This is a genomic window from Deinococcus misasensis DSM 22328, assembly GCF_000745915.1.
Lineage (GTDB): Bacteria > Deinococcota > Deinococci > Deinococcales > Deinococcaceae > Deinococcus_C > Deinococcus_C misasensis.
In genome coordinates, this window is the sequence record NZ_JQKG01000049.1 from 1 (window position 1) to 22,306 (window position 22,306).

A 22,306-nucleotide genomic window follows, 5' to 3' on the forward strand; every position below is an offset into this window, starting at 1 on the left:
TAGATCTGTGTGTAACTGGGCAGAGCCGTGAAAAAATTGAGCCTGACGAAGTCAAACCAGCTTTTGCGGTAGGGGTGCTTTTTCAGCAGGCGGAACACCTCCAGGGCACAAAGCAGGTCATCACTGACTTTTTCGTGTGGGAAACAGTATTTCTTGGGGATGAGGGGCTGAAGCTGGGTTTGCAGCTGCTTTACAGCGTCCCTGAGGGGCAGTAAAGTGAGGTCGGGACATGGCTTAGACACCTGTCCCTTTTTTCATGCCTGAAGCTGGAAGTCAACCTCCAAACCTACCACAGGTTTTTCCTCCCAGCCACCCCTAAACGGCATAAGCTGGAAGGTTCAGTTTCCAGATGATTTTTCGATCCTCCGGAATAAAGTCCTCAAGAATTTGACGACGAGAATTTGAGGATTTGTTGATTCAGCTGTACAATCACGCAAATCCGCATATCAAAAGTGGCTGACAGGCCAGCCCGAAAGCAAGAGTTGAAAGCACTTGCTGGTTCAGGGATCCCCAGCCAACCACAGGAGAAAAATGAAACACTGGGAAGAAATTGAAGACCTTCTCATCTCGCCATGGTCACACCATCTCAATCTGATTTTGCCAAACGGCATCAAGGTCATTGGTAAACTCCAACAAGTGGATACCATGAATGGAAGCATCATTCACAGGATCTTTCCTTCTCTTTTGGCGGAAGAGTTGGCCGTTATTGAATCAAAGCACCCTTTCGTTTCTCCGGCGATGCTTGATTTCTATGGTCGCGCCTCGGGAATGGAAATTTTTCGAGGAATGATTAAAATATTTGGATTTCATTTTGAAAGAAAAGAAGGTGGAGCTGTTTATCCACCCGATTGGGAATATATGAATGCTAGATTTGCGTTTTTTTCTTCGCAGAATAAAATGAATGGAGATTATTATGTGTTTGGTGGTCATAAATTCCAATGGAACAACGAGACATATCTTTATATAGATAACAAAACGGATAAAATTTATGAATCTCAAAGCTTGGAAGACACATCTCCGCGTCGTATGTGGGAAACCTTGGACGAGTTCTTCCTTCAAGAAATAGACAGATTGAACAAACTTCATGATTCTGCTGGAGAAAGAACATTTAAGTATGAGGGTGAATAAAGGTGTGACTGCTTTTGGAGTGCATTTCTGCATGCTCATGCTGGGAACAGTTTGACAAAGCCCGATGATCACTCGATCAGATTTTGAATGAGTTGCTCTGGCTGTGAATTGTTTGCTGTAAACGTTCCGCCTTCAGCAAGACTTTGTCGAAATGGAGGTCAGGCCCGCACGGCTTCCTGATGCATTGAAAGGGGCAATTGCACAGTCACGCGGGTTCCTTTGCCGAGTTCGCTGTCCAGACGGATCTGGCCTTTGTGCTGCTCCACAATCCACTGGGCGATGGAAAGCCCGAGTCCAGAACCGCCCGGATCTTCCTGATCGCGGGTGCGTGAAGGATCGGCACGGTAGAAGCGGTCAAACACCCTCGGGAGGTCCTCTTTGCTGATGCCAATTCCGGTGTCCTGCACTTTCAGAAGGGCATGCCCGTTCTCACAGGTGAGGCTCAGGGTGACTTTGCCGTCATCGGGGGTGTACTTGATGGCGTTGTCCAGCAGGATGATCAGCAGTTGCTTCAGGCGGTCTGCGTTGCCTTCCATTTCGAAGTCTTCGACCTCTTGCAGGATCAGGTGCTGTCCTTTGATCAGGTGGTGGGCTTCGCTCCACGACTGCATCACCAGAGGCTTCAGGCGCACCATGCCCAGTCGGAGTTGCGCTCCAGCATCGCTGCGGGCAAGGGCCAGCAGGTCAGCAACCAGCCTTCCCAGACGCTGGGCTTCCCTCTGGGCTTCATCGAGGGCTTCCTGTTTGTCTTCGGCGGGCATGCGGGGGTATTTTTTGAGCAGTTCGATGTTTCCCTGAATGGCGGTCAAGGGAGCACGCAACTCGTGGCTGGCGTCCGAAACAAAACGCTTTTGCACCTCGATCATGCTCCTGAGGCGGGCTTCGCTTTCCCTGAGGGCCTGCTCGGTACGCTTGATGTCGGTGAGGTCCAGAATGAAGGCTGCGTCATGTTCCTCGCCCTGCACCATGAAACGGGTGGGGCTGACCATCACCGGAACCCGGTGCCCATCTTTGTGCAAAAACTCCCTCTGGTAAGGCTGCATGCTGCCATACAGGCTGAGGTGTTCCCTTGCCTCCAGTTCCACCCCTTCCCAGTCCAGAGGGGTCAGGTCGTTCCAGTTCATGAAGAATAACTCTTCTCTGGAATGTCCGGTGATCTGGCAGAACGCATCGTTGATGTAAATGAGTTTTCCGTTCGGACGGCTGAACACCACCCCGGTCAGGTTGGATTCGGCAAGGCTCCTGAAACGCTCCTCGCTTTGTCGGATGCGGGCATCGGCCATGTGGCGCTCGGTGACATCCTGAAAAAACACGGTCAGGCCTTCTCTGGAAGGGTGGGCGCGCACCTCCATCCAGACGTTCTGGGTCTCGAAAAACATTTCGAAAGCCACTTTGTCAAAATGTTCCAGACTGTTCTGGTGAGGCTTCAAGGCCGGTTGTGCTGCAAGTTCAGGCAGCTCGCTCCAGAGGTGCTTGCCCATCAAGTCAGAGTTGGAACGGCCCAGCAAACGTTCTGCAGTGGGATTCAAATACACAAATTTGAAATCGCGGTCCACGGCAAACACCGCATCGGTGATGTTTTCCAGCAACCTGCGGAAACTCTGGCGGGATTCCTGCAAAGCAGAAGCCGTGCGCAACTGGTCGGTGACATCGTGCACACTGACCCCCACATGCAACTCTGGGAGGGGAACCGGAAAGGTTTTGACGGTCAGGGTCAGGTCTGAAAGGTGCAAAATCGCCTGTTGCTCCTGCCGGGTGTTCAAGGTGCGCTCGCAGGAGGTGCGAAAGGTGTACTGTGCCCCGGCATCCTGTTTGAGGACCACCATCACCTGTTCCAGACGGGGATTGCTTTCCAGAGGGGTCAGGGTTTTGTCCAGCACCCCGAGACCCACCGGAGCGTGATACAGCACGCTGTACACGGTGTCCATGATGCCTGCTGGAGTGAGCTTGCTCAGGACTTCCCAGTCGGTGTCGTTGATGCGTTTGGCACGACACTGCACCCACCTGCTGCCTCCGGGAAGTTGCAGCAGCATCGGAAAACCAATGGGGCGGTCCTGCTCGCGTGCCAGTTGACCGGCAGCCAGCAAGGTGTGCCATGACATGGGGTCGGTGTGGGCTCCGATGCTCGGGTTGTCAGCCCACCAACGCAGCCAGCTTGAACTGTACTGCAAGATGTCCTGTTCCCTGAACATCCAGAGTTGCCCTTCGGTGTCCATGGGTTTAGCTTACCTTTTGCAGGTCCGGGTGAACAGTCAGACCCCAGCATGACGAAACACGACGCATGCCTTCAGCTTAGCGGATTTCGGTGCCTTCTCCCAGAGAGGGGGAGAAGGCCGAGAGCCAAGGGCCGAGGGCTTAAAAAGCTTTGGTATCAGCAATCAAGGACACCGCACTCTGTCTCATGCAAAACAGGAGACCAACATGTTGATCTCCTTGTCCGCCGTGCCCTCACATGAATTTTTTCGAGATTTTTGCTGCGTAGAATACAATGCTCTCTGCGTTTGGCCTTCTGCAAAAAAGAAAGGCCCCTCAAGGCCTCTCTCAAATGTAAGCTGGCAAACTCAAACCGTACGCATCACATATCCGACATGGCGGATGGTGTGGATCAGGCGCTGTTCACCGCTGGCTTCCAGTTTCTGGCGCAACTGTTTGATGTACACCTCGACCAGGTTCAGGTCTGCGGTGCTGTGGTTGCCCCACACGCGGGAGAGCAGGTAGCTTTTGCTCATCACTCGCTCGGGTTGTTCCATGAACTCCTGCAGCAGTTTGAACTCCAGGTTGGTCAGGGGAACGGTGCGGTCTGCCCGTTTGACGCTGAAGGATTGCAGGTCCATGGTGAGGTCCTGAAACTTCAGCACCTGCGAGACTTGCAGGCCCTGTCGGCGCAGCACTGCGCGAATGCGAGCCAGCAGCACATCCAGACTGATGGGTTTCACCACATAGTCGTCTGCACCTTCATTGAGGCCCTGCACCTGTGAGCCTTCTTCGTCTTTGGCGGTCAGCATGATCACAGGAAGTTTGGGGTGGGAAGCCCTGAGTTCACGCAAAACTTGAAAACCGTCCATGCCGGGCATCATCACATCCAGAATCACCAGATTGGGGGCTTGCTGGCGGATGAGTTTCAGACCTTCATCGCCAGAGGCGGCCACCTGAACCTGAAAACCTTCGTAAGTGAGACCCCGACGGAGGAAACTTCTCAAGCTCGGGTCATCGTCAATGGTCAGTATTCGTTGCATGCTGTCTCCTTTCTTGAGCTTAAAGCATCAGGGGTCAATTTGTCTCATCTGCTTTCAGTTTGGCCTCAGTTGACGGCAGATTAATGACAATGAGCGAGATGTGTGCATTCCCAAAGGCATTTGTGAGAGGATTTAGGGGATCTTTAGTAAAATGAGGATTCTTTTTCAGAGTTGCTTGCTAATCTACAATCAGAACTGCGAGAGATCTACAGAGATCGATATCGATTTAGATCAACTCAGAAGCGAAGCAGGGTTATGTGTAAGGGCTTTTACTTGATAAAAGCGCAACAAATCTTACAATCGTGATCTTGAGCAGTTACTTAGAGGAGGTTATCACTATGGATTGGATCATTGCTATTTTGGTGGGTGCCCTGATTGGTTGGCTGGCAAGCCTTATCATGAGAACCGATGCGCAACAAGGTGCCATCGCCAACATTCTGGTGGGTATCATTGGTGCTGCTCTTGGACGCTGGCTGTTCGCCGATGTGTTGAACATTGGTGGCGCTGCTTCTGCTGGCGGTTTTTCTCTGGTCGGGATTTTCTGGGGCATTCTGGGAGCCATCATCCTCATCTGGCTGCTGCGCGCCCTGCGTGTTTTCAAGTAAACCCCAAGAACATCCTTTCTCAGCGTTCACCTGACCGCATCTGAACCACTGAAGGTTCATGGAACACACTCAAACTTACAATTCGTCACCTGCTTCAGGGGAGCCCTCAGGGCTCCCCGCTTTTGTTGGACAGTTGGGATTGAAGCCTCTGGCTGGAAACGCTGCCAGATTGGATCCAATTGAACTGCTCTTGAAGTTGTCTAAACACACGGTATAGTAGAGCCATGCCCAATTACGTCCTGACCATCGGGAATGTCACCCGAGAACTTCCCTATGTCCGTGTGAATGCCAACTCCACCCTTCCCATCGTGGAACTGGTGGGAGACTGGGAATTGACCAATGCTGTTGCAGATGAAATGGTGAAACTGCTCCCCAAAAAATTCGATGTGCTCCTGACCACCACCGTCAGTGGGGTTCCCCTGGCACATGCCCTGGCTGAGCGCACCAGAAAGCCTTATGTGACGGCTCGCAAACGCCGTCGCACCTACATGCAAGATCCCCTGATTCAGGCCGTGGAAAGCATGACCCTCGGGGTGAACGAAACCCTCTGGCTGGATGCCCGACATGGCGAAAAACTCAAAGGCAAAAAAGTGGTGATTGTGGGGGATGTGGTGGTGAGTGGAAGCACCCAGCAAGCGCTCGCCAAACTCACAGAGAAAGCTGGAGGAGAAGTGGTGGCCTTTGTGGCGGCTTTCAAGCAGGGCAAGCCAGCCATTCAGGTGAAAGCTGCTGTGGAGTTGCCTTCGTAAAAAAGAAGTTCACAGTTGACAGTGCACAGCGCCCAGTGCGACGCGGGCCGCCCCGCAAGCGGCTCAGTGCGAACCCGGCCGCCCGGGGAGCACGTAGTTAGAGCCAAGAAGCACGTTTTAAGGGCAAGACAGCGAGAAATACTGCTCCAGCACATGGGAAATGACATGGATGAGATATGAAAATTTTGGCACCTCATGCACGTCACCATGTCTTTGCCTTCTGTCTCGGGCGAGGCACGCCTCGCCCCTACAAACCCAGACATGTCAGTGTGCCTTCTGCCTTCTGCCTTCTGCTTTGGGCGAGGCACGCCTCACTCCTACACATGCGTTTGCCTTGAGAGGCAAGTTTGCTACTGTGAATCATGCAACTTGCCCAACTCAACATTGCCCGTTTGCTGGCCCCTCTGGACAGTCCCCAGTTGTCTGGTTTCGTGTCCAGATTGGATGAAATCAATGCCCTTGCTGAAGGGTCTACAGGTTTTGTGTGGCGTCTGACGGGTGAGGGCAACGATGCCACCAGCCTCCGTCCTTTTGAAGACGACATGATCATCGTGAACATGAGTGTCTGGGAGAGTCTGGACGCGCTGAAGAACTATGTGTATCGCACAGACCACACCGAAGTCATGAAGCAGCGCAAACAGTGGTTCGAGCACATGTCTGAAGCCTACATGGTGCTCTGGTGGATCGAAGATGGCGATTTTCCATCCCCTCTGGAAGCCAGAGCACGCCTTGAACACCTGAGAACGCATGGCCCCACCCCTCATGCTTTCACGTTCAGGCAGCATTTTCCAGCAGAGGCCATAAAAAACCCTCCAGTGCTGGAGGGCTGAAATCCATCATCTGAAGCGGATTTGCCAAGTGCTGCACGGGATTTTATCGCTGTCTTGCCCTGACAACGTGCTCCCCGTGCAGCCGGGTTCTTCCCTCTTACTGCGTTTAACAGTGAAATAGAAGGATTCAAAAGAATCCTTCTATTTCAAACAACACGACCTCAAGCATCAACCTCTTATTTCTCTTTCAAATGCTTTAAAACGTGCCTCCAAGGCGGCTTAGTCGGCTCTGAGGCACTTCGCACTGGGCGCTGTGAACCGTAAACTTTCCCAAGTGTTCACTCCACGGCACAGCCTCTCATGATCAGGCAACCCGTCAAAAAAGGGCCAGATGGTTGCGGTGCACCACCTCATCGAAGTCCTTGTACCCGAGGATTTCTTCGATTTCTTCGGTGTGCCTGCGAAAAATGCGTTGCACCTCATGGGCAGCATAATTCACAATGCCCTGCCCGATGGGACCACTTTCACCTTCCAGACGCACAATCTCGCCGTACTGGAATTCTCCGGCCAGTCCGGTGATGCCCTTTGGAAGCAGGCTTTTGCCACTTTTCAGGGCTTTCTCTGCGCCTGCATCCACAAACAGGGTGCCTTTGCTGGGTTGATGCAGAATCCAGCCCCTTCTGGCGGTGTGCTTCTGTGCCCGGATGCGCGTTCCAGTGTCTGCACCAGCAAAGAAGGCTTTCAAGCCTGCCCCTCCGCCCCCCACAATCAGGGTGTCAATTCCGGCCTCTGAAGCAATCTGGGCGGCTTTGAGTTTGGTGTGCATGCCTCCGGTGCCTCGGGAAGATCCGGCCCCTCCAGCAAGGTGCAGCACTTCTGCGACATTCTCCACCAGAGACAGCCTTTGTGCAGTGGGATCGGTGCGTGGGTTGGCGGTGTAAAGGCCGTCCACATCCGTCAGAAGGATCAGTTCATGGGCTTCGCAGAGGTAGGCCACCCAGGCACTCAGGGTGTCGTTGTCCCCGAGGCGAAGCTCCTGTGTCGCCACGGTGTCGTTCTCGTTGATGATGGGCACCACACCCAGTTTGAAAGCGGCCTCTAAAGCATGTTTGGCATTGATGAAACGCTTGCGGTCCTGAATGTCTCCAGCACTCAGCAGGATCTGGGCCACCGCTCTGGGTGCAAAAACTTTGGCCCACTCCTGCATCAAGGCCGCTTGACCCACTGCTGCCAGAGCCTGCTTCTCGGGAAGGGTGCGGGGCCTTGGCACATTCAGGAGGCCACATCCAGCCGCCACCGCTCCAGAGGAGACCAGAGCCACCTCAGCATCCAGCGTTTGAAATGCCTCTGCAATGGCTTGCAGTTTCTCGGGCTGAATGCGTCCGGTTTCATCGGTCAGGCTGCTGGAACCGATTTTCAGGACGATGCGGCGTTTCATCGGATCTGGCCCTCACCCCGGATGCGGAACTGCACCGTCACCATTTCACGCAGGCCCATGGGACCTCTGGCATGCATTTTCTGGGTGGAAATCCCGATCTCGGCCCCGAAGCCAAATTCAAAGCCATCGGTGAAACGGGTGGAGACATTCACATAAACGGCTGCGGCGTCCACCTCGTTTTGAAACTGGTCGGCGGCTTTCAGGCTTTCCGTGACGATGGCTTCGCTGTGCTGCGAACCGTAACGGTTGATGTGATCGATGGCCTCCTGCACGCCACCCACCACTTTGGCTGCGATGATCAGGTCCAGAAACTCGGTGCTCCAGTCCTCCTCTGAAGCAGGCAGCACACCCGGAGCGTACATCTGGGTGTCCTCATCTCCACGCACCTCTACCCCCGCGTCACGAAGGGCTTTGACGGCTCTGGGCAAGAAAGCAGCAGCAATCTCTTTGTCCACCAAAAGGGTTTCCAGAGCGTTGCACACGCCCGGCCTCTGGGTTTTGCCGTTCATCAGGATGTTTAAAGCGCTGTCCAGGTCGGCATCTCTGTGCACATACAGGTGGCAGTTGCCCACTCCCGTTTCAATCACGGGCACTTTGGCGTTTTGCACCACATGGTTGATCAATCCCGCACCTCCCCTTGGAATCACCAGATCCACATGGCCTCTAGCGGTCAGCAGTTCGGTCACGCTGGAACGGTCGGTGGAATCGATCAGGGAAATGGCGTTTTCATTGAGGCCCGCTTCCTTCAGGCCTTCACGCATGGCTTTGACCAGCGCCCGGTTGGAATTCAGGGCGTTGCTGCTGCCCCTCAAAATCACAGCGCTTCCAGCTTTCAGGCACAGGATGGCAGCGTCCACAGTCACATTTGGACGGGATTCATAAATCATGCCAATCACGCCAAAAGGCACCGTGACTTTTTCAATGTGCATCCCCTGAGGGTGCCTCCAGCCTTCCAGAACCCGGCCCACCGGATCGGGGAGGGCAATCACCTGGTCGATGGACTCCAGAATCCCTTCCATGCGTTTTTCGGTGAGGGTCAGGCGGTCCACCAGAGCAGCACTGGTCCCTTTCTGGCGTTCCTGCTCCACATCCAGGGCATTTTGCTGCAAAATCTCGGGAATGTGGGCTTGAAGGTGCTTTTTGAGGCAGGCCAGAGCATGGTCACGGTTGGACCTTGCAAGGGTGCGGCTGGCGGTTCGGGCGTTGAGGAAAAGCTCCTGAAGCATGGGAACAGTATAAAAGTGACGGTCAGGAGGGGGAGGGGAGAGGGCTATATAGGGGCTTCGCCCCGCCGAGGGCTGAGGGCTTTATTGTGTTACCGTAAGCCACATGCAAAGGGCCAGAGCCATTCTTTTGAGAGACGATCACATTGCTTTGATGCACAGGGAAAAAATGTTTGATGGAGCGCTCCTCAAGTATTACGTGTTTCCGGGCGGAGGCATTGATGCTGGAGAAACCCCCGAGCAGGCGGTGGTCCGTGAAGTGAAAGAAGAACTCGGGCTTGAAGTGCGTGTGGAAAGGCTGTTCACCGAAGTGCACGGACAGAGCCACGAGGGGTTCTTCTGGTGCCAGATCACCGGAGGGGTGTTCGGAACCGGAACAGGACCAGAGTTTGCTGGAGCAGGAAACGGCACGTACACGCCGATGTGGGTGCCTCTGGATCACCTTCCAGAGCTTCCGGTCTGGCCTGAACCGCTGAAGGTGATGTTGCTGGAAAGCCTGCGCTCACAATAAAAAGAACCCCCACGGGTTTGTGTGGGGGCGAAAGTTTGAAGAGGGTGCTGTTCAGTTGGCGTCGTTTTGCAGTTCTTCCTGAATCATGTCACGGATGGTTTCCACGCCATCGGTGCTGAGTTCAGAGATCTCCTGAGAGATCAGCTTCAGGGCTTTGCGGTAGGCCTGACGGTCCAGATCGGGGAGGCCCCGTTCGATGTTCCAGCGGCGCAGTTCTGCAGCGAGGGTGGCAATTTCGAAGGGGTTGCCTGTGGCCAGAATGTCGGTGACTTTGCGGTGACGTGCAGACCACTGGCGGGGCAGGGCGTAACGGCCTTCGGTCAGTCGGTTGAGGATTTCGGGCACGTCTTGCTCATTGAGGGCGGGGCGCAGGTTGGCGGCGGATTCTACAGGCACGTAAGCTTTGGAGGTTCCGTTGGGAAACTCCACCTGGTAGTAGGAGCAGGTGGTATTGGCAACGCACTTGGTGGAGATGCCGCTGACCACTCCAACTCCATAAGGGGGAAGTACGACACGGTCACCTGTGTTGTAAAGGTACTTTTTCACACTAACACCCTTTCCTGATGCCCCGGTTTTGAGGTGGGGGGCATTGATCCAACAAAAAAACAGCCCAGAAGTGATCCATGGGCTGTTGTTCGCTAGGCTGATTTGGGATTCTCGGTGGTCACTTGCACATTTTCGTTGAAAGCAATTGTATACAAATGACCCATAAAGGAATTCTAACAGAAACATGTCAGCAAGGCAACCCTGTAATTATTGTGTAATCTACAAAAAATGGTGTTCTGATGCGAATCGAGACTGTCTGGGAGGGAACATTTAACGTTCTGAAACTAATATGAAAAAATTTTCACAAACAACAATCATTAAAACAAAAATTAGAAAAATTTGCTCGGTACAATCAAACATCTGAAGCTTGTACACGGGCCTCTGGACCCCACAGAAGAAGAACCACCCTATGGGGGTGGCTCGGGTTCGCTGCTTGAAGATTCTTTGCTTTCTTTAGAAGTCTTAGGTTTTAACCGTCCTGCTTTGCGTGCAGCGTCCATCAAGAGGTACTCAATCTGTCCGTTGACACTGCGGAATTCATCGTTGGCCCAGCGTTCCAGCACTTCGAAAAGTTCTTGCTGAATCCGTAAGGGGAAACTCTTACGGTTGCTCGTGGGGATCACCTCCTCTGCTCAAGACGTCCAGAGCCTCAGTACAGGCTTCCTGCGTTGATGACAGGCTGGGTGCTGCGTTCAGAGGTGAGCACCACCAGCAGGTTGGAGACCATCTGGGCTTTGCGCTCTTCATCCAGCTCCACGATGTTCTGGTCAGAGAGTTTGTGGAGGGCCATTTCCACCATGCCCACAGCTCCTTCCACAATGATCTGACGGGCAGCCAGAATCGCACTGGCTTGCTGGCGTTGCAGCATGGCCTGAGCAATCTCGGGAGAGTAAGCGAGGTGAGACAGGCGGGCTTCCAGAATTTCCACACCAGCAGCGGTCAGGCGGGCTTGCAGCTCATTGCTGAGGGTTTGCACCACTTCATCGGCGTTGCCTCGCAGGGAGAGGCCAGCAGCGTCGTGGTCATCGTAGGGGTAGCGTGAGGCCAGATGGCGCAGGGCGGTTTCGCTCTGGATGGCCACGAAGTTCACATAGCTTTCCACATCGAAGCTGGCTTTGGCGGAATCCACCACTTTCCAGACGATCACAGCGGCAATTTCGATGGGGTTGCCGTGCAGGTCGTTGACTTTCAGGCGCTCGCTGTTGAAGTTGCGGATCCTGAGGGAGATGCTTTTTCTGGAGGTGAAAGGGTTGGTCCAGTACCATCCGTTCACCCGGTTGGTGCCCACATAACGTCCGAACAGGGTGGCCACCACCGCCTGATTGGGCTGCACCACATAGTTGCCAAACAGCATGAAGAAGGCCACCACCATCAGCACGATGCCCAGCAGGGCAGTGGCTCCAGAGTCTTGCGTGAGGCTGTAAACGCCTGCCCCAAACACCCCCAGATTGACGAAGAACATCAGGGCTCCCGGTAAACTGGTCAATCGAATTTCTTTGCTTTCCATCATATCCTCCTCGTATCTAAATGATATCACTTTATACTAAGTAAAAGTTAATCATTGGCTCACAATTTAAGTCGGGACAACCTCTGGCCTTTGAAAAGTCATCTGGAAAAGCGGTCCGTGTTCAGCCATCAGCCAAAAGCACACCTTTGTGCCTTGAATCGAAAACAAAGATTTTCAAAGAGGCAAAGCGATGGAGTTTTTCCGTTTTCTGTCTTAACGCAGAGAAGGTTTTTCTTCTTGCTGACCGCTGAAAGCTGATTGCTGAGGGCTTTCTTGTTTGTCCCACCAAGGTGAGTCATATGATCTCGACCCTCTTCACAATCCAGCAGAGACAAATGGCCAGAGCCTTCTGGCTATCATGGATTCAGCCCATGAAAAACCTGTACCACAATCCGCACAGGCAACGGTTGCTTCAGGTCCTCACCCTGATGGGGGTGCTTTACGTGCTGATGTGGATGCTGGCTCTGGGCCTCATGGGGGTTCCCCTTTACGCCAGTTGGGTGCAACACCAACCCCTGAACACCCCCGAGTGGACCGCCGAAGTGGCAGGTTTGCTGTTGCTGTGGGCCATCGTGCCCAGATACCGGCATTTTCGGCCTCCGGGTCCACGGATTCACCTCTCAGAACACCCGAGGTTGCGGTCCCTCCTGCAAGACATTGCACAGGAAACCGGTCAACCCCTTCCGGACGAAATCTACCTGATGCTGGAAAACAACGCATGGGTGCAGGAAAGCACTTTTGTGGTCTTCAGGGGAAAACGCCGCATGGGTCTGGGGCTTCCCCTGATGCAGGTGCTGTCAGAACAGGAATTCAAAGCCGTGCTGGGCCACGAATACGGCCATTATCAGGCCGGAGACACCCGACTGGGTGGTTTTCTGTACGGCACCCGTCAGGCCATGATTCGCACAGTGAAGACGCTGGAAGGCTCGGTGTTCAATGGACCGTTCTTGTGGTACGGCACGCTCTTTTTGCAGATGACCCAGACCATCTCCAGACAGCAGGAGATGACCGCAGACCGCCTCGGGGCCACATTGACCAGTCCAGAGACCATGTGCAGTGCTCTGCGCAAGGTGAGCACCCTCGGGTCCACCTTTGAAGCCTACTGGGAAACCGAAGTTTTGCCTGTCCTGAACACCGGCCACCATCCCCCCATTCTGGAGGGTTACCTGCATTACCTCCAGAGCGAAGACGCCAGAAACCTGCGAGACCCCGAGCAAGAAGATGCCTTTGACACCCACCCCTCGCTGGAAACCCGCGAAGACGCCCTGATGCGGATGGTTCGCAAAGAGCTGTCAGACGAGGGACACAGTGCTCTGGGTTTGCTGGAAGGGTCCTCAGAACTGGAAAGGGTGGTGCTCCGTCACTTTGCGGGGTCAGATGCAGACCATTTTCAGACGCTGCACTGGACCGAGGTGGGCGAAAAAGTGTGGATTCCGCTCTGGCAGGCACAACTTGTCCTGTACCGCTCTGCGTTTCAGGCCCTTTGCTGGTTGGACCTTGCTGAAAAACTCGGATCTTACCAGAGCCGCCACCAGCTTCTGGCCCGACTGAAACCCGCTTCCCAGGTCAATGAAGACCTCTCATGGCACCATTTGCGTTTGCAGGTGGTTCTGGCCTTGCATGGGCAAGGTTGGCAGGTTTACACCTTGCCTGGAGAACAAGTGGTGTGCCAGAGGAAAGGCCATCAAGTGCAGCCTTTTGAGGACCTCCTCAACATCAAAGAAGGCAAGCTCACTTCAGGGGCATGGCTGGAACATTTGCAGGGGATGGGGATCAAAACAGACAGCCCACTTCTTGAGGGACAACAAGGCCGTTCTTTTTCAAATGCAGATTGAAAGCATGGTCTTTGAGTGGGTGCACTTTCAGGTGCCTCGTGTTTTTGAGGGTCTGCTGTGAACTGTAAATGGAATAATGTTAACCCTTTAAATCATCTGACGGATGCCTGAAATCCACAAATTGATTATCATGGATGCATGAATCGGACATTGATGTATCGGGCGTTGATTGCACTTGCTTTGATGATTGGTTTTTATGTGCTGGCTCTGGGCATCGGATTGGGCCTGCTCGGATTGCCCATCTTTTTGACCCTCGCCACCCACAGTTTTGCAGTGGGCCTGATCAAGGTCTATCTGGTGTGTGTGGTTTTTGGAGGGATCATCCTCTGGAATGTTTTCCCGAGGTTTGAACGCTTCGAGGCCCCCGGTTTGCGCCTCAATTTGCAAAACCACCCCCGTTTGCACCAGATGCTCAAGGGGCTGGCAGAGCGCACAGGTCAACCCATGCCAGACGAGGTGTACCTGATTTTTGAAAACAACGCGTGGGTGCAAGAAAGCCTGGGTTTTTTTGGCCTTTTCAAAAAGCGCCGTATGGCCATCGGTCTTCCCCTGATGCACATGCTCACTGAGCAGGAATTCAAAGCGGTGTTGGCCCACGAATACGGCCACTATCACGGTGGTGACACCCGTTTGGGAGCGTTCATTCACCAGACCCGCTCGGCCCTGTTTCGCACGGTCAACAGCATGTCCGACACTTTCATTGGAAAAATCTTCACGGCTTACGGCAACATGTACCTGAAACTCACCCACGGCATTTCCAGAGCGCAGGAATATCAGGCAGACCGGTTTGCAGCCCAGTTCACCCATCCCAGAGTGATGGAGTCCGCCCTGCAAAAAGTCGGTCACCTTGGAGGCAGTTTCGACCATTACTGGCGCAGTGAAGTGGTGCCCGTGCTCAACTCGGGGTACAAACCCCCCATTTTGGGTGGGTACGAGGCTTACCTGACCGTGCCCAAAATTCAGGAGCTCTGGTTGCGCCACTACGAAGAGAGCAACACCAGCGAAGACGCCTTGCAAACCCACCCGAGCATGCAAAAACGCATCGCTGCCCTGCGTTCCCTCACCAAGGCAACCACCGAAGACCGTTCAGAAAGTGCCCTTCACCTCTTGGAAAACCCTCAGGAACAGGAACTCCAGTTGCTGAAGTTTCTGGGTGGCCCCGACGCTTTCAACAAATTGCAGGACATCACCTGGGAAACCGTTGGTGAACGGGTGTGGGTGCCATTCTGGCGTGACTTCAGCAACAATTACCGTCCGGTGGTGACCGGACAGACCCTGGAGCAGATCACCCTGCAACTGCTGGACGATGGCAAAAGGTACTGGCTCTTCGAGCGCATGCGGCATCCTCAATATCCTCAGGACGACCATTACCCTTGGATGGTGCTGCGTTTCCTGATCGCAGTGGGTTTGCATGATGCAGGATGGACCATCGAAGCCCGACCCGGTGAACCTGTGGTTTTCAGGAAAGGTGACAAAGAGTTGCGTCCTCTGGACGACCTGATTGATTTGCAGACCGGAGAAAACCGGGGCATCTGGTTGGAGAACCTCCGCAAAGCAGAGATGCTGGATGCCGTTTTGATCCGCTTCTGAGCTGTTCTGCACAAGAGAAACCCCTCTGGCTTTTCCAGAGGGGTCTTGTTCTGTTTCACGGATCTACTGCGTTTATCAGTGAAATAGAAGGATTCTTTTAAATCCTTCTATTTCAAACAACACGGCCTCAAGTATGAACCTCTTATTTCTCTGTCAAATGCTCTATATGGATCAATGCAGCAAAGGCTCAGGTCAATTCCAGAAAATCAAACTTTGCCCCGAGTTGCATCATGTGCTCGAAAAAGCCGGGGTAACTCTTGCGGATGTGGTGCGCTCCAGTGATGGTGATGGGTTTCTGTGCCCGCATGCCCAGAATGGACAGCATCATGATCATGCGGTGGTCGCCGTGACCATCCACGGTGATGCCCCCCTCAAGGGTTTCTTTTCCAGTCACACTTAAGCTGTCTTCGGTTTCAGAAGCATCAATCCCGAGTTTCAGCAGTTCCGCTCTGGTGTCTGAAATGCGGTCACACTCTTTGAGGCGCAAGGTGTAGACGTTCTCCCAGGTGGTCTGGCCTTCCGCGCTGGCCGCAGCAGCACTCAGGGCCTGCACGGCATCGGTGAACAGGTCACCATCTTTGAGCACGGCTTTGAGGGGTTTGCCTCCGCGAACGGTCACGGTGCTCCCAGAGCGCACGATGTCTGCCCCCATGCTTTGCAGCACCTCGATGCTCAGGCGTTCTCCTTGCAGGTCATGCTCGTGCAAGTTGTGTATCACCACTTCGCCGGGCATCACTGCTGCGGCACTGAGCAGGGCACTGCTTCCCGGGTAATCGCCGGGTACGGTGACTTCGGGAGCATGGTACCTCTGGCCTCCGGGGATGGTGATGGTTCTCAGGTCCTCTGCATGCTCCACTGTCACTCCGAAAACCCTCAGGGTCTCGATGGTTTGCTTCAAAGGACCGGGGCTCTTGATGTCTCCCAGCAAGGTGATTTCCAGACCATCAGGCAGCAGGGGAGCCAGAAACATCAAACCCGAGGTGTACTGACTGGACAGGGTGGCGTTGACCTCCACCTTGCCCCCTTGCAGGTTGCCCCAGATTTCAATGGGCAGACGGCCTTCCTGCGAAGTGGTTCTGGCCCCGAGGGTTTCCAGAGCTTTTAACAGGTCGCCGTGCGGGCGTTTCCCAAGGCTCTCGGGGTAATCGGTGATGAACTTCGTGTAAGAGGTCAGTCCAGCCAGAGCCATCAGGAACCGGGCCACCGCACCTGCATTGTGCGGATTGAGGGTCTGCCCATCCAGAGGGTTCTGTCCGAAACCCTGCACCCGCATGTCTTGCCCCTCAGGGGTCAGGGTGGCCCCCCAGCTTTTCAGGCACTCTTGCAAAGCATGGCTGTCCTCACTGGTCGCCACACCCCGCACCAGCGTTTCAGAACCCGACAGGGCCGCAGCAATCAGGTAACGGGTGGTGTAATTCTTGCTGGGCTGAGCGGTCAATTCACCCCGCAACTCTGGCACAGGGTGAACCACAACATCAAATTTTTCGTACACAACATCACCTCTCAAAGAAACAGCGAAAAGGCGGAAAGGATGCCCGGTGGGGCGCCTGGGTTAACAAGGACTTTACCCGAAAAGCGCCTCTGGGGCAGGGTGATGTTTAAGCGTGGTCATCAAGCATGCAAGCTTTGAAGAATGACCTCCTGCATGCCATACAGGTCTGCCAGAGAAGAAAACAGGGCTTTGCTTCCCAGAGGATGCCCGAAAAAGAACACATGCCCAGCTTTTTCACGGGCCACCTCTGGAGCCAGATTGAAAACCAGATGGGGTTTGGCATGGCGTGTGTTGAAACGCAAAATCCAGCCTTCGCCAGAGGTTTTGCACAACACCACATCTTCCTGATCCCTCTGGCAGACGGTTTGAACCCCGAGGATTTCTTGCAGGCTTTCCAGTACGGCAGATTCTTCCTCGTTCAGAGAAAGGGCAGGTGCACCAGAGGATTCTGCTCTTGGCTTTCGGGAAGGCGCAGGTCTGGAAATTGCAGGTGCAGGAGGGGCAGAGGAGACCGGATTTGCACCAGATTGCAATTCTGTCAGTGCATTTTGAATGGCTGTTCTCAGGATGGGGGTGTACCTTTCCACGACCCGGGTGGTGATGCGCTGTTTGAGGTTGAGTTCTTCCACCACAAACCGCACAAAAGCCTCGGAAGGGTTTTGCAGTTCGTTGTAGATGTAGGTGGTGATGTTTTGCAGGCACATCACTTCGTCTGCCAGACTGCTGATCGAAGCGGCCTGATATTGTGCCCTTGTGAAACGCTGCAGAAGCTCCAGATCGCTGCTGTCGTGGTCCAGCACATTGAACACCATGAAAGCTTCGCTGTCCATGATGTTTTTCTCTTTCAAGTCGGTGAAAAAACGGTATTCGATGCCATTGGTGACAATGGCAACCCTTGCTGTCGGTGTGGAATTGAAGTAACGGGCCAGTTGACCGCTGTAAATTTCGGTTTTTTGATTGTGGGCTTTGGCCTCAATCAAAATCGACACTTCACCTTCGATCAGGATGGCGTAATCCACCTTCTCAAACTGCCCTCTTTTCTTGAGGGCGAAATCTGCTGCATACTCGGGCCTGACTTCCGTGGGATTGTAAACGTCATAACCCAGCAAATTCAGAAACGGCAAAATCAAAGCCTGTTTGGTGGCCTCTTCACCTTGAATGTGGGCAATCCGTTGAGGGACCTGCTGTTTGAAGGTTTCTAGTCGGGCAGCAATTTCCATGACGACTCCTTATTCAAGAAGTCTAGGGCTTTCAAGCCTTCTGAAAACTGAATTTTCAAATGGGGTTTTCACTTAGAAGATGTCGTCTTCACATGGATGTCAGCACTTTTACACGTTCCAGCACCCCATCAAACATCTCTGCGGTCAATCTTCCTGTGGCCGTGTTCTGCTGGCTGACATGGTAAGAATCCAGAAGGACCGTCCCATCTGGCAACACATGTTCCGCTCCATGCTTGAAGGTGTACTGCGACGGTTTCCAGCCCATCGCTCGCAAGAAATATTCATGCCCAATGGCCCCAATCGCCAGAGTCACCTTGCGATTTTGCAGCCTTTGCAGGTCAAACTTGAGCCATTTCTGGCAATTTCGGAGTTCCTCAGGGGTGGGTTTGTTGTCTGGAGGGGCACACCTGCCCGAGGCTGCAATGAACAGGTCGATCAACTGCAAACCGTCGTCTCTGGAAATGGCTGTGGGTTGGTTGCTCAGGCCAGCACGGAACAGGGCTGGGTACAGGAAATTTCCGCTGGCATCTCCAGTGAACATGCGTCCGGTCCGGTTTGCCCCATGTGCACCGGGAGCCAGTCCAACCATCACAATCCGGGCCTCTGGGTCTCCAAAACCGGGAACAGGTTTTCCCCAGTAGGTTTCGTGTCGGTAGGCTTTGCGTTTCTCCTGGGCCACCTGTTCCCGCCACGCTTTGAGCCTCGGGCAGAGGGCGCAGGTGTAGAAGTCCTCGGGGTAGTCCATGGGGACATGATAAGGGCTGTCCCTGAGCAAAATCCCACAATCTTGGGGCACAAAGGGCGTAGAATCAACTGATGAACCTGAAGGGAGGGGAAGGTTGATGCACGTCACGCACCATGCCACACTCGGAGGCGGTTGTTTCTGGTGTCTGGAAGCCGTCTTTCAACAGCTGAAGGGGGTCCTGAATGTGGAATCGGGCTACGCTGGAGGAGACACCGAATCCCCCACCTACAAACAGGTGTGTGCCGGAACCACGGGCCATGCCGAAGTGGTGAACGTCACCTACGATCCTCTGGTGATCACATACCGTGAACTTCTGGAGGTGTTTTTCACCATCCACGACCCCACCACCTTGAACCGTCAGGGGGCAGATGTGGGCACCCAGTACCGTTCTGTTGTGCTGTACCACAACGATGACCAGAGGCAGGTCGCAGAGGAAGTCATCGAACACTTCAACCAGTTGGGCATCCATGACCAGCCCATCGTGACCGAAGTGAAAGCTCTGGAGGTGTTTTATCCTGCGGAGGAATACCACCGCAATTACTACCTGAACAATCCCGGTCAGGGGTATTGTCGGGCCGTGATTGCTCCCAAGGTGGCCAAATTCCGCAAAATGCACCTTGAAAAACTGGCCCGCTGAAAGCATCAGGTTGTGCCTGAGCGGTGGAGCATCAAGAGCACCTGCACCACCCTGGGATCAAAGTGCTTTCCTGACTGCATTTCGATTTCATGCAGAGCGGCTTCCAGCGTCCATGCCTCTTTGTAAGGGCGCTCGCTCATCAAAGCATCCAGCACGTCCACTGCTGCCACAATGCGTCCTTCCAGAGGGATTTCTTCCCCTTTGAGGCCGTTGGGATACCCCGTGCCATCCCACTTCTCGTGGTGGGTCAGGGCAATGGTTTCGGCCATGCGGATCAGTTCAGACTGGGCCTGAGAAAGCATGCGGGCACCTGCAAGGGTGTGGGCTTTGATGGTGGTGTATTCTTCATCAGTGAGTTTGCCCGGTTTGTGCAAAATGGTGTCCGAGATGGCGATTTTCCCCACATCGTGCAGCCTTGCGGCCAACCTCAGCACCTGCACCCGTTCCTCTGGCATCCCGAGGTGTCTGGCCACTTCGGCGGCCCGTTCACCGACCCGGACGGTGTGTTCACCGGTGTCGCTGTCCCGGAATTCTGCAGCAATGGCCAGCCTTTCCAGCATTTCAAGGTAGGCGGATTCCAGTTCTGCAGTGCGCTCCTGAACCAGTTGCTCCAGTTCTTCACTGCGGATGCGTTCCAGTTCCGCTTCGTGCTGGCTTTGCTCCAGTTTTCTCTGGAAGGCCAGAATTTCCAGTTGCTGGGTGGCGGCAGCCGTGCGGATCTCCTGATCCAGTTGATACAGTTCTTCGTGGTGTTGCAGGGCTTCTTCAAACCGCCGGAGGGTTTTCAAGACATCCACCACTTTCTTGAGGGGATGCAGCAGGCTTTCCTGGTAGTCCAGTTCCCTGAACATCACGATGGCTTTTTGCAAATGTTCAAGGGCTTCCAGAGCAAGCCCTGTGGTGTGCAACACCTCGCCCAGAACCATGTGGGTGTGGGCTTCAAGGTCTGTGATCTGGTGGGCTTGAGACAGTTCCAGAGCTTGCATCCCTGCAGCAATGGCTTGATCCGGGGCATGGGTGCGGATGCGCAACACCGCTTCGTGCTGCAACATGGCGATCCTCTGGTAGATGTCGTCTTGCAGGTCCAGCCATTGCCAGACCTCCTGCATGTGGGCTGCCAGAGCAGGATCTTCTGGAGGCAGGCATTCCAGTTCCAGTCCAATTTTATTCACCAGTGTCTGGCAAAGCATGGCAGGGTTGTTCTGCTCACGCCAGATCTGCTCGGACTGCTGGATGGTGAACAGGGCATCCTTGAATTTTTTCTGTTGTTGCAACAGCAGGGACATGTTGTTCAGGATGCGTGCCTGCATGATCTGGTCTTGATTGGACCGTGCCATTTCGAGGGCTTTTTCGTAATGTCTATGGGCATTTTCAAGGCTGCCAAGCACCTGATAGACGGCACCCAGAAAATTGAAATTGCGGGTTTTCTCAGAGAGCAGGTTGGAGTGTTCCAGCAAAATGGACGCTTCTGACAGGGCATTCAGTGCATCGTAAGGCTGATCGTGCAACAGCAAAAGGTGCCCAAGGTTGTTGAGGGCCACCACCAGTTGTTCAGAAAGGTGGTGCTCCCGGGCATGGTCAGCGGTCAGGCGTGCAAACTCCACAGATCCTTCGGTGATGCCCCGCGAGATGGATTGACGGCTGGCCTCCAGGGCGGACTGCACCCAATCTGCAGGTGCAATCTGGCCCCGAGATTCCACCAGTTCCAGCAGGCTCGTCTCCATGCCTCATTCTGACATTCACATGTCACAAAAACCCCCTGTGTGAACACAGAGGGTCTGGATCTGCAGACTTCATTCCAGAGTGATGCTGGTGGTGCAACTGCGGGATTCGTTCACCTGAACCCCAAAATCTGTGGTTTGCGGATTCTGGCCGTAAGCCAACACGCAAAATGCATAGGTCTTTTGCGGATCAAAATTGGGGAGGGTCAATTCTGCAGGAGACCCCCCAACGTCGGAGGCAAGCAGGGCTGGATTCTCTCCCAGTTGAAAAACCGTGGTTTCTTGTAGGAACAGCGGAATGCCTTCAGGGGCCGTCCAGCTGACACTGAAGGTGTTGGATGTTTGGGGTTTGCGGGTCACCTGCAGGCCAGAGGGCCTTGGAAGGGTGCTCTGTGCGTTGATGTTGAAAGTTCCGCTGAAGGTTTTGACCCCATCGGAATAGCTGTAAGTGTAGGTGCCTGAAACGGGTGCAGCATCCACGGAAAAAGCCTCGAATGCGCTGGTGTCTGGAGACAGAGCACGCTGATAAGGCTGATTGTTGTTCCACCCCTCTGGACCCGTGAGGGTGACTTTGTAAGTCATGGAAGGGTCTGGTGGAAGGGTACCTTGATATTTCATGCGAAAAGCCGTGAGGGATTTGGGGAAGACTTCCTGTCCCTGAGCAGCAAAGTTTTCAGACGTGCCACCTGACATGTTGAAACTGCTCTCTGGAATCCCGAGGGTGTACACGCTGGTGCCAGCTTTGAGGGACGCCATGCACCCCACCACATGGTTTTCTTGCAGGTTGACCTGATAAGGCACCAACTGTTTCCAGCCATTGTCGGTGTTGTAGATGCGCAACTCATTCGCTCTGGGGGTGTTGGCAGGAAAGCTGATGCGCAGCCGGAGGCCACTGGGACAGGAAATCCCGGTTTCCAGAGGATCGGGAATGGGCCTTCCCTGAATGCCAGAGACCCGCACGGCCAGAGCATTGAAGTTTCCTGTCACCCCTGTGGGAGGGTTGGGTGTGGTGGTGAGGCCCACAGAGATGATGGCATCTTCAAGCAGTTTTCCTTTGTCGATGTCCAGTTGTCCATCCTGTGGATTGTCGGCCAGCACCGTTCCACCTTCACCGGCTTTGATCTTGGTGCCTGTGGGTGGTGGTGTCTGGGGTGAGCATGCAGCCAGAGCCAACAGGCCAAGCAACAACCATCTGCGGTCCATCATTTTCCCCTCCTGAGGTTGTGAAAGCGTGATGTTGTGTTCAGATCTGGACGAAAACCATGTTCAACATGTGTTCAACATGGTTTTGTTTGCACAGTGTTCTTTTCATTATGGTCCTTTTTTTCAGGTGGGTTGTGATGATGGCCGCAG

21 protein-coding genes are annotated in these 22,306 nt (G+C 54.0%); 9 read left to right on the forward strand and 12 right to left on the reverse strand.

Features of this window, described 5'->3' with window-relative positions:
* Together Q371_RS27600 and Q371_RS19790 are read left to right on the forward strand one after the other, a co-directional pair.
* Positions 1–215: hypothetical protein (locus Q371_RS27600; RefSeq protein WP_034343791.1), on the forward strand; the 215-nt coding region annotated here is incomplete at its 5' end.
* Positions 216–531: 316 nt separating this feature from the next.
* Positions 532–1,128, forward strand: coding sequence for a hypothetical protein (locus Q371_RS19790; RefSeq protein WP_034343793.1), 597 nt, complete (start codon positions 532–534; stop codon positions 1,126–1,128).
* Between the two features lie 158 nt (positions 1,129–1,286).
* Here the strand turns inward: Q371_RS19790 and Q371_RS26085 are convergent, their stop codons facing one another.
* Both Q371_RS26085 and Q371_RS19800 read right to left on the reverse strand, forming a co-directional pair.
* Positions 1,287–3,344 (reverse strand): PAS domain-containing sensor histidine kinase, encoded by a 2,058-nt coding sequence (locus Q371_RS26085; protein ID WP_051964873.1) that lies wholly within the window; start codon positions 3,342–3,344, stop codon positions 1,287–1,289.
* 345 nt (positions 3,345–3,689) lie between these two features.
* Positions 3,690–4,364 carry a response regulator transcription factor gene (locus tag Q371_RS19800; protein WP_034343795.1) on the reverse strand — a complete coding sequence of 225 codons (675 nt, stop codon included), beginning with the start codon at positions 4,362–4,364 and terminating at the stop codon, positions 3,690–3,692.
* 338 nt (positions 4,365–4,702) lie between these two features.
* On the opposite strand from Q371_RS19800, the gene Q371_RS19805 reads away from it, so the two are divergent.
* The 3 genes from Q371_RS19805 (at position 4,703) to Q371_RS19815 (ending at position 6,548) form a co-directional block, all read left to right on the forward strand.
* On the forward strand, positions 4,703–4,969 hold the full coding sequence (locus Q371_RS19805; protein WP_034343797.1) for a GlsB/YeaQ/YmgE family stress response membrane protein: 267 nt from the start codon (positions 4,703–4,705) through the stop codon (positions 4,967–4,969).
* A gap of 224 nt (positions 4,970–5,193) precedes the next feature.
* On the forward strand, positions 5,194–5,718 hold the full coding sequence (locus Q371_RS19810) for a phosphoribosyltransferase family protein (protein WP_034343799.1): 525 nt from the start codon (positions 5,194–5,196) through the stop codon (positions 5,716–5,718).
* A gap of 362 nt (positions 5,719–6,080) precedes the next feature.
* Positions 6,081–6,548, forward strand: a complete 468-nt coding sequence (locus Q371_RS19815; RefSeq protein ID WP_034343801.1) for a DUF3291 domain-containing protein — start codon at positions 6,081–6,083, stop codon at positions 6,546–6,548.
* A 316-nt stretch (positions 6,549–6,864) separates the two neighbouring features.
* On the opposite strand, the gene proB is transcribed toward Q371_RS19815, so the two are convergent.
* Positions 6,865–7,926 carry a glutamate 5-kinase gene (gene proB / locus Q371_RS19820; RefSeq protein WP_034343804.1) on the reverse strand — a complete coding sequence of 354 codons (1,062 nt, stop codon included), beginning with the start codon at positions 7,924–7,926 and terminating at the stop codon, positions 6,865–6,867.
* Positions 7,923–9,152, reverse strand: coding sequence for a glutamate-5-semialdehyde dehydrogenase (locus Q371_RS19825; protein WP_034343807.1), 1,230 nt, complete (start codon positions 9,150–9,152; stop codon positions 7,923–7,925). Before Q371_RS19825 ends, proB begins: the two co-directional genes overlap by 4 nt.
* Before the next feature lie 103 nt (positions 9,153–9,255).
* Here Q371_RS19825 and Q371_RS19830 point away from each other — a divergent pair, with 103 nt between their 5' ends.
* Positions 9,256–9,660, forward strand: a complete 405-nt coding sequence (locus Q371_RS19830; protein WP_051964874.1) for an NUDIX hydrolase — start codon at positions 9,256–9,258, stop codon at positions 9,658–9,660.
* 51 nt (positions 9,661–9,711) lie between these two features.
* Here Q371_RS19830 and Q371_RS19835 read toward each other — a convergent pair whose 3' ends face one another.
* The 3 genes from Q371_RS19835 to Q371_RS19845 form a co-directional block, all read right to left on the reverse strand.
* Positions 9,712–10,206, reverse strand: a complete 495-nt coding sequence (locus tag Q371_RS19835) for a CarD family transcriptional regulator (protein ID WP_034343809.1) — start codon at positions 10,204–10,206, stop codon at positions 9,712–9,714.
* Positions 10,207–10,613: 407 nt separating this feature from the next.
* Positions 10,614–10,829: a type II toxin-antitoxin system antitoxin gene (locus Q371_RS26590; protein ID WP_245618389.1), complete on the reverse strand. Its 216-nt coding sequence runs from the start codon at positions 10,827–10,829 to the stop codon at positions 10,614–10,616.
* Positions 10,830–10,855: 26 nt separating this feature from the next.
* Entirely contained in the window at positions 10,856–11,713 is an 858-nt protein-coding gene (locus tag Q371_RS19845; protein ID WP_034343810.1) for an SPFH domain-containing protein, read from the reverse strand.
* Between the two features lie 371 nt (positions 11,714–12,084).
* Between Q371_RS19845 and Q371_RS19850 the strand changes: the two genes are divergently transcribed.
* Both Q371_RS19850 and Q371_RS19855 read left to right on the forward strand, forming a co-directional pair.
* Entirely contained in the window at positions 12,085–13,548 is a 1,464-nt protein-coding gene (locus Q371_RS19850; protein WP_034343812.1) for a M48 family metallopeptidase, read from the forward strand.
* Between the two features lie 138 nt (positions 13,549–13,686).
* A complete protein-coding gene (locus tag Q371_RS19855) occupies positions 13,687–15,138 on the forward strand; it encodes a M48 family metallopeptidase (protein ID WP_084571555.1) in 1,452 nt (483 codons plus the stop codon).
* Positions 15,139–15,325: 187 nt separating this feature from the next.
* Here the strand turns inward: Q371_RS19855 and aroA are convergent, their stop codons facing one another.
* From aroA to Q371_RS19870, 3 genes are all read right to left on the reverse strand, one after another.
* Positions 15,326–16,630 (reverse strand): 3-phosphoshikimate 1-carboxyvinyltransferase, encoded by a 1,305-nt coding sequence (aroA, locus tag Q371_RS19860; RefSeq protein WP_245618390.1) that lies wholly within the window; start codon positions 16,628–16,630, stop codon positions 15,326–15,328.
* A 119-nt stretch (positions 16,631–16,749) separates the two neighbouring features.
* Positions 16,750–17,850, reverse strand: coding sequence for a type I restriction endonuclease (locus tag Q371_RS26090; RefSeq protein ID WP_051964875.1), 1,101 nt, complete (start codon positions 17,848–17,850; stop codon positions 16,750–16,752).
* A gap of 88 nt (positions 17,851–17,938) precedes the next feature.
* The gene (locus Q371_RS19870) at positions 17,939–18,595 is read right to left on the reverse strand and encodes a uracil-DNA glycosylase (protein WP_034343819.1); all 657 of its coding nucleotides are present in this window, start codon (positions 18,593–18,595) and stop codon (positions 17,939–17,941) included.
* Between the two features lie 97 nt (positions 18,596–18,692).
* Here Q371_RS19870 and msrA point away from each other — a divergent pair, with 97 nt between their 5' ends.
* A complete protein-coding gene (msrA, locus tag Q371_RS19875) occupies positions 18,693–19,232 on the forward strand; it encodes a peptide-methionine (S)-S-oxide reductase MsrA (protein WP_034343820.1) in 540 nt (179 codons plus the stop codon).
* Positions 19,233–19,237: 5 nt separating this feature from the next.
* Here the strand turns inward: msrA and Q371_RS26095 are convergent, their stop codons facing one another.
* Together Q371_RS26095 and Q371_RS19885 are read right to left on the reverse strand one after the other, a co-directional pair.
* Positions 19,238–20,956 (reverse strand): HD domain-containing phosphohydrolase, encoded by a 1,719-nt coding sequence (locus tag Q371_RS26095; protein ID WP_051964877.1) that lies wholly within the window; start codon positions 20,954–20,956, stop codon positions 19,238–19,240.
* A 69-nt stretch (positions 20,957–21,025) separates the two neighbouring features.
* Positions 21,026–22,159 (reverse strand): fibronectin type III domain-containing protein, encoded by a 1,134-nt coding sequence (locus Q371_RS19885; RefSeq protein WP_034343821.1) that lies wholly within the window; start codon positions 22,157–22,159, stop codon positions 21,026–21,028.
* Positions 22,160–22,306 lie beyond the last annotated feature (147 nt).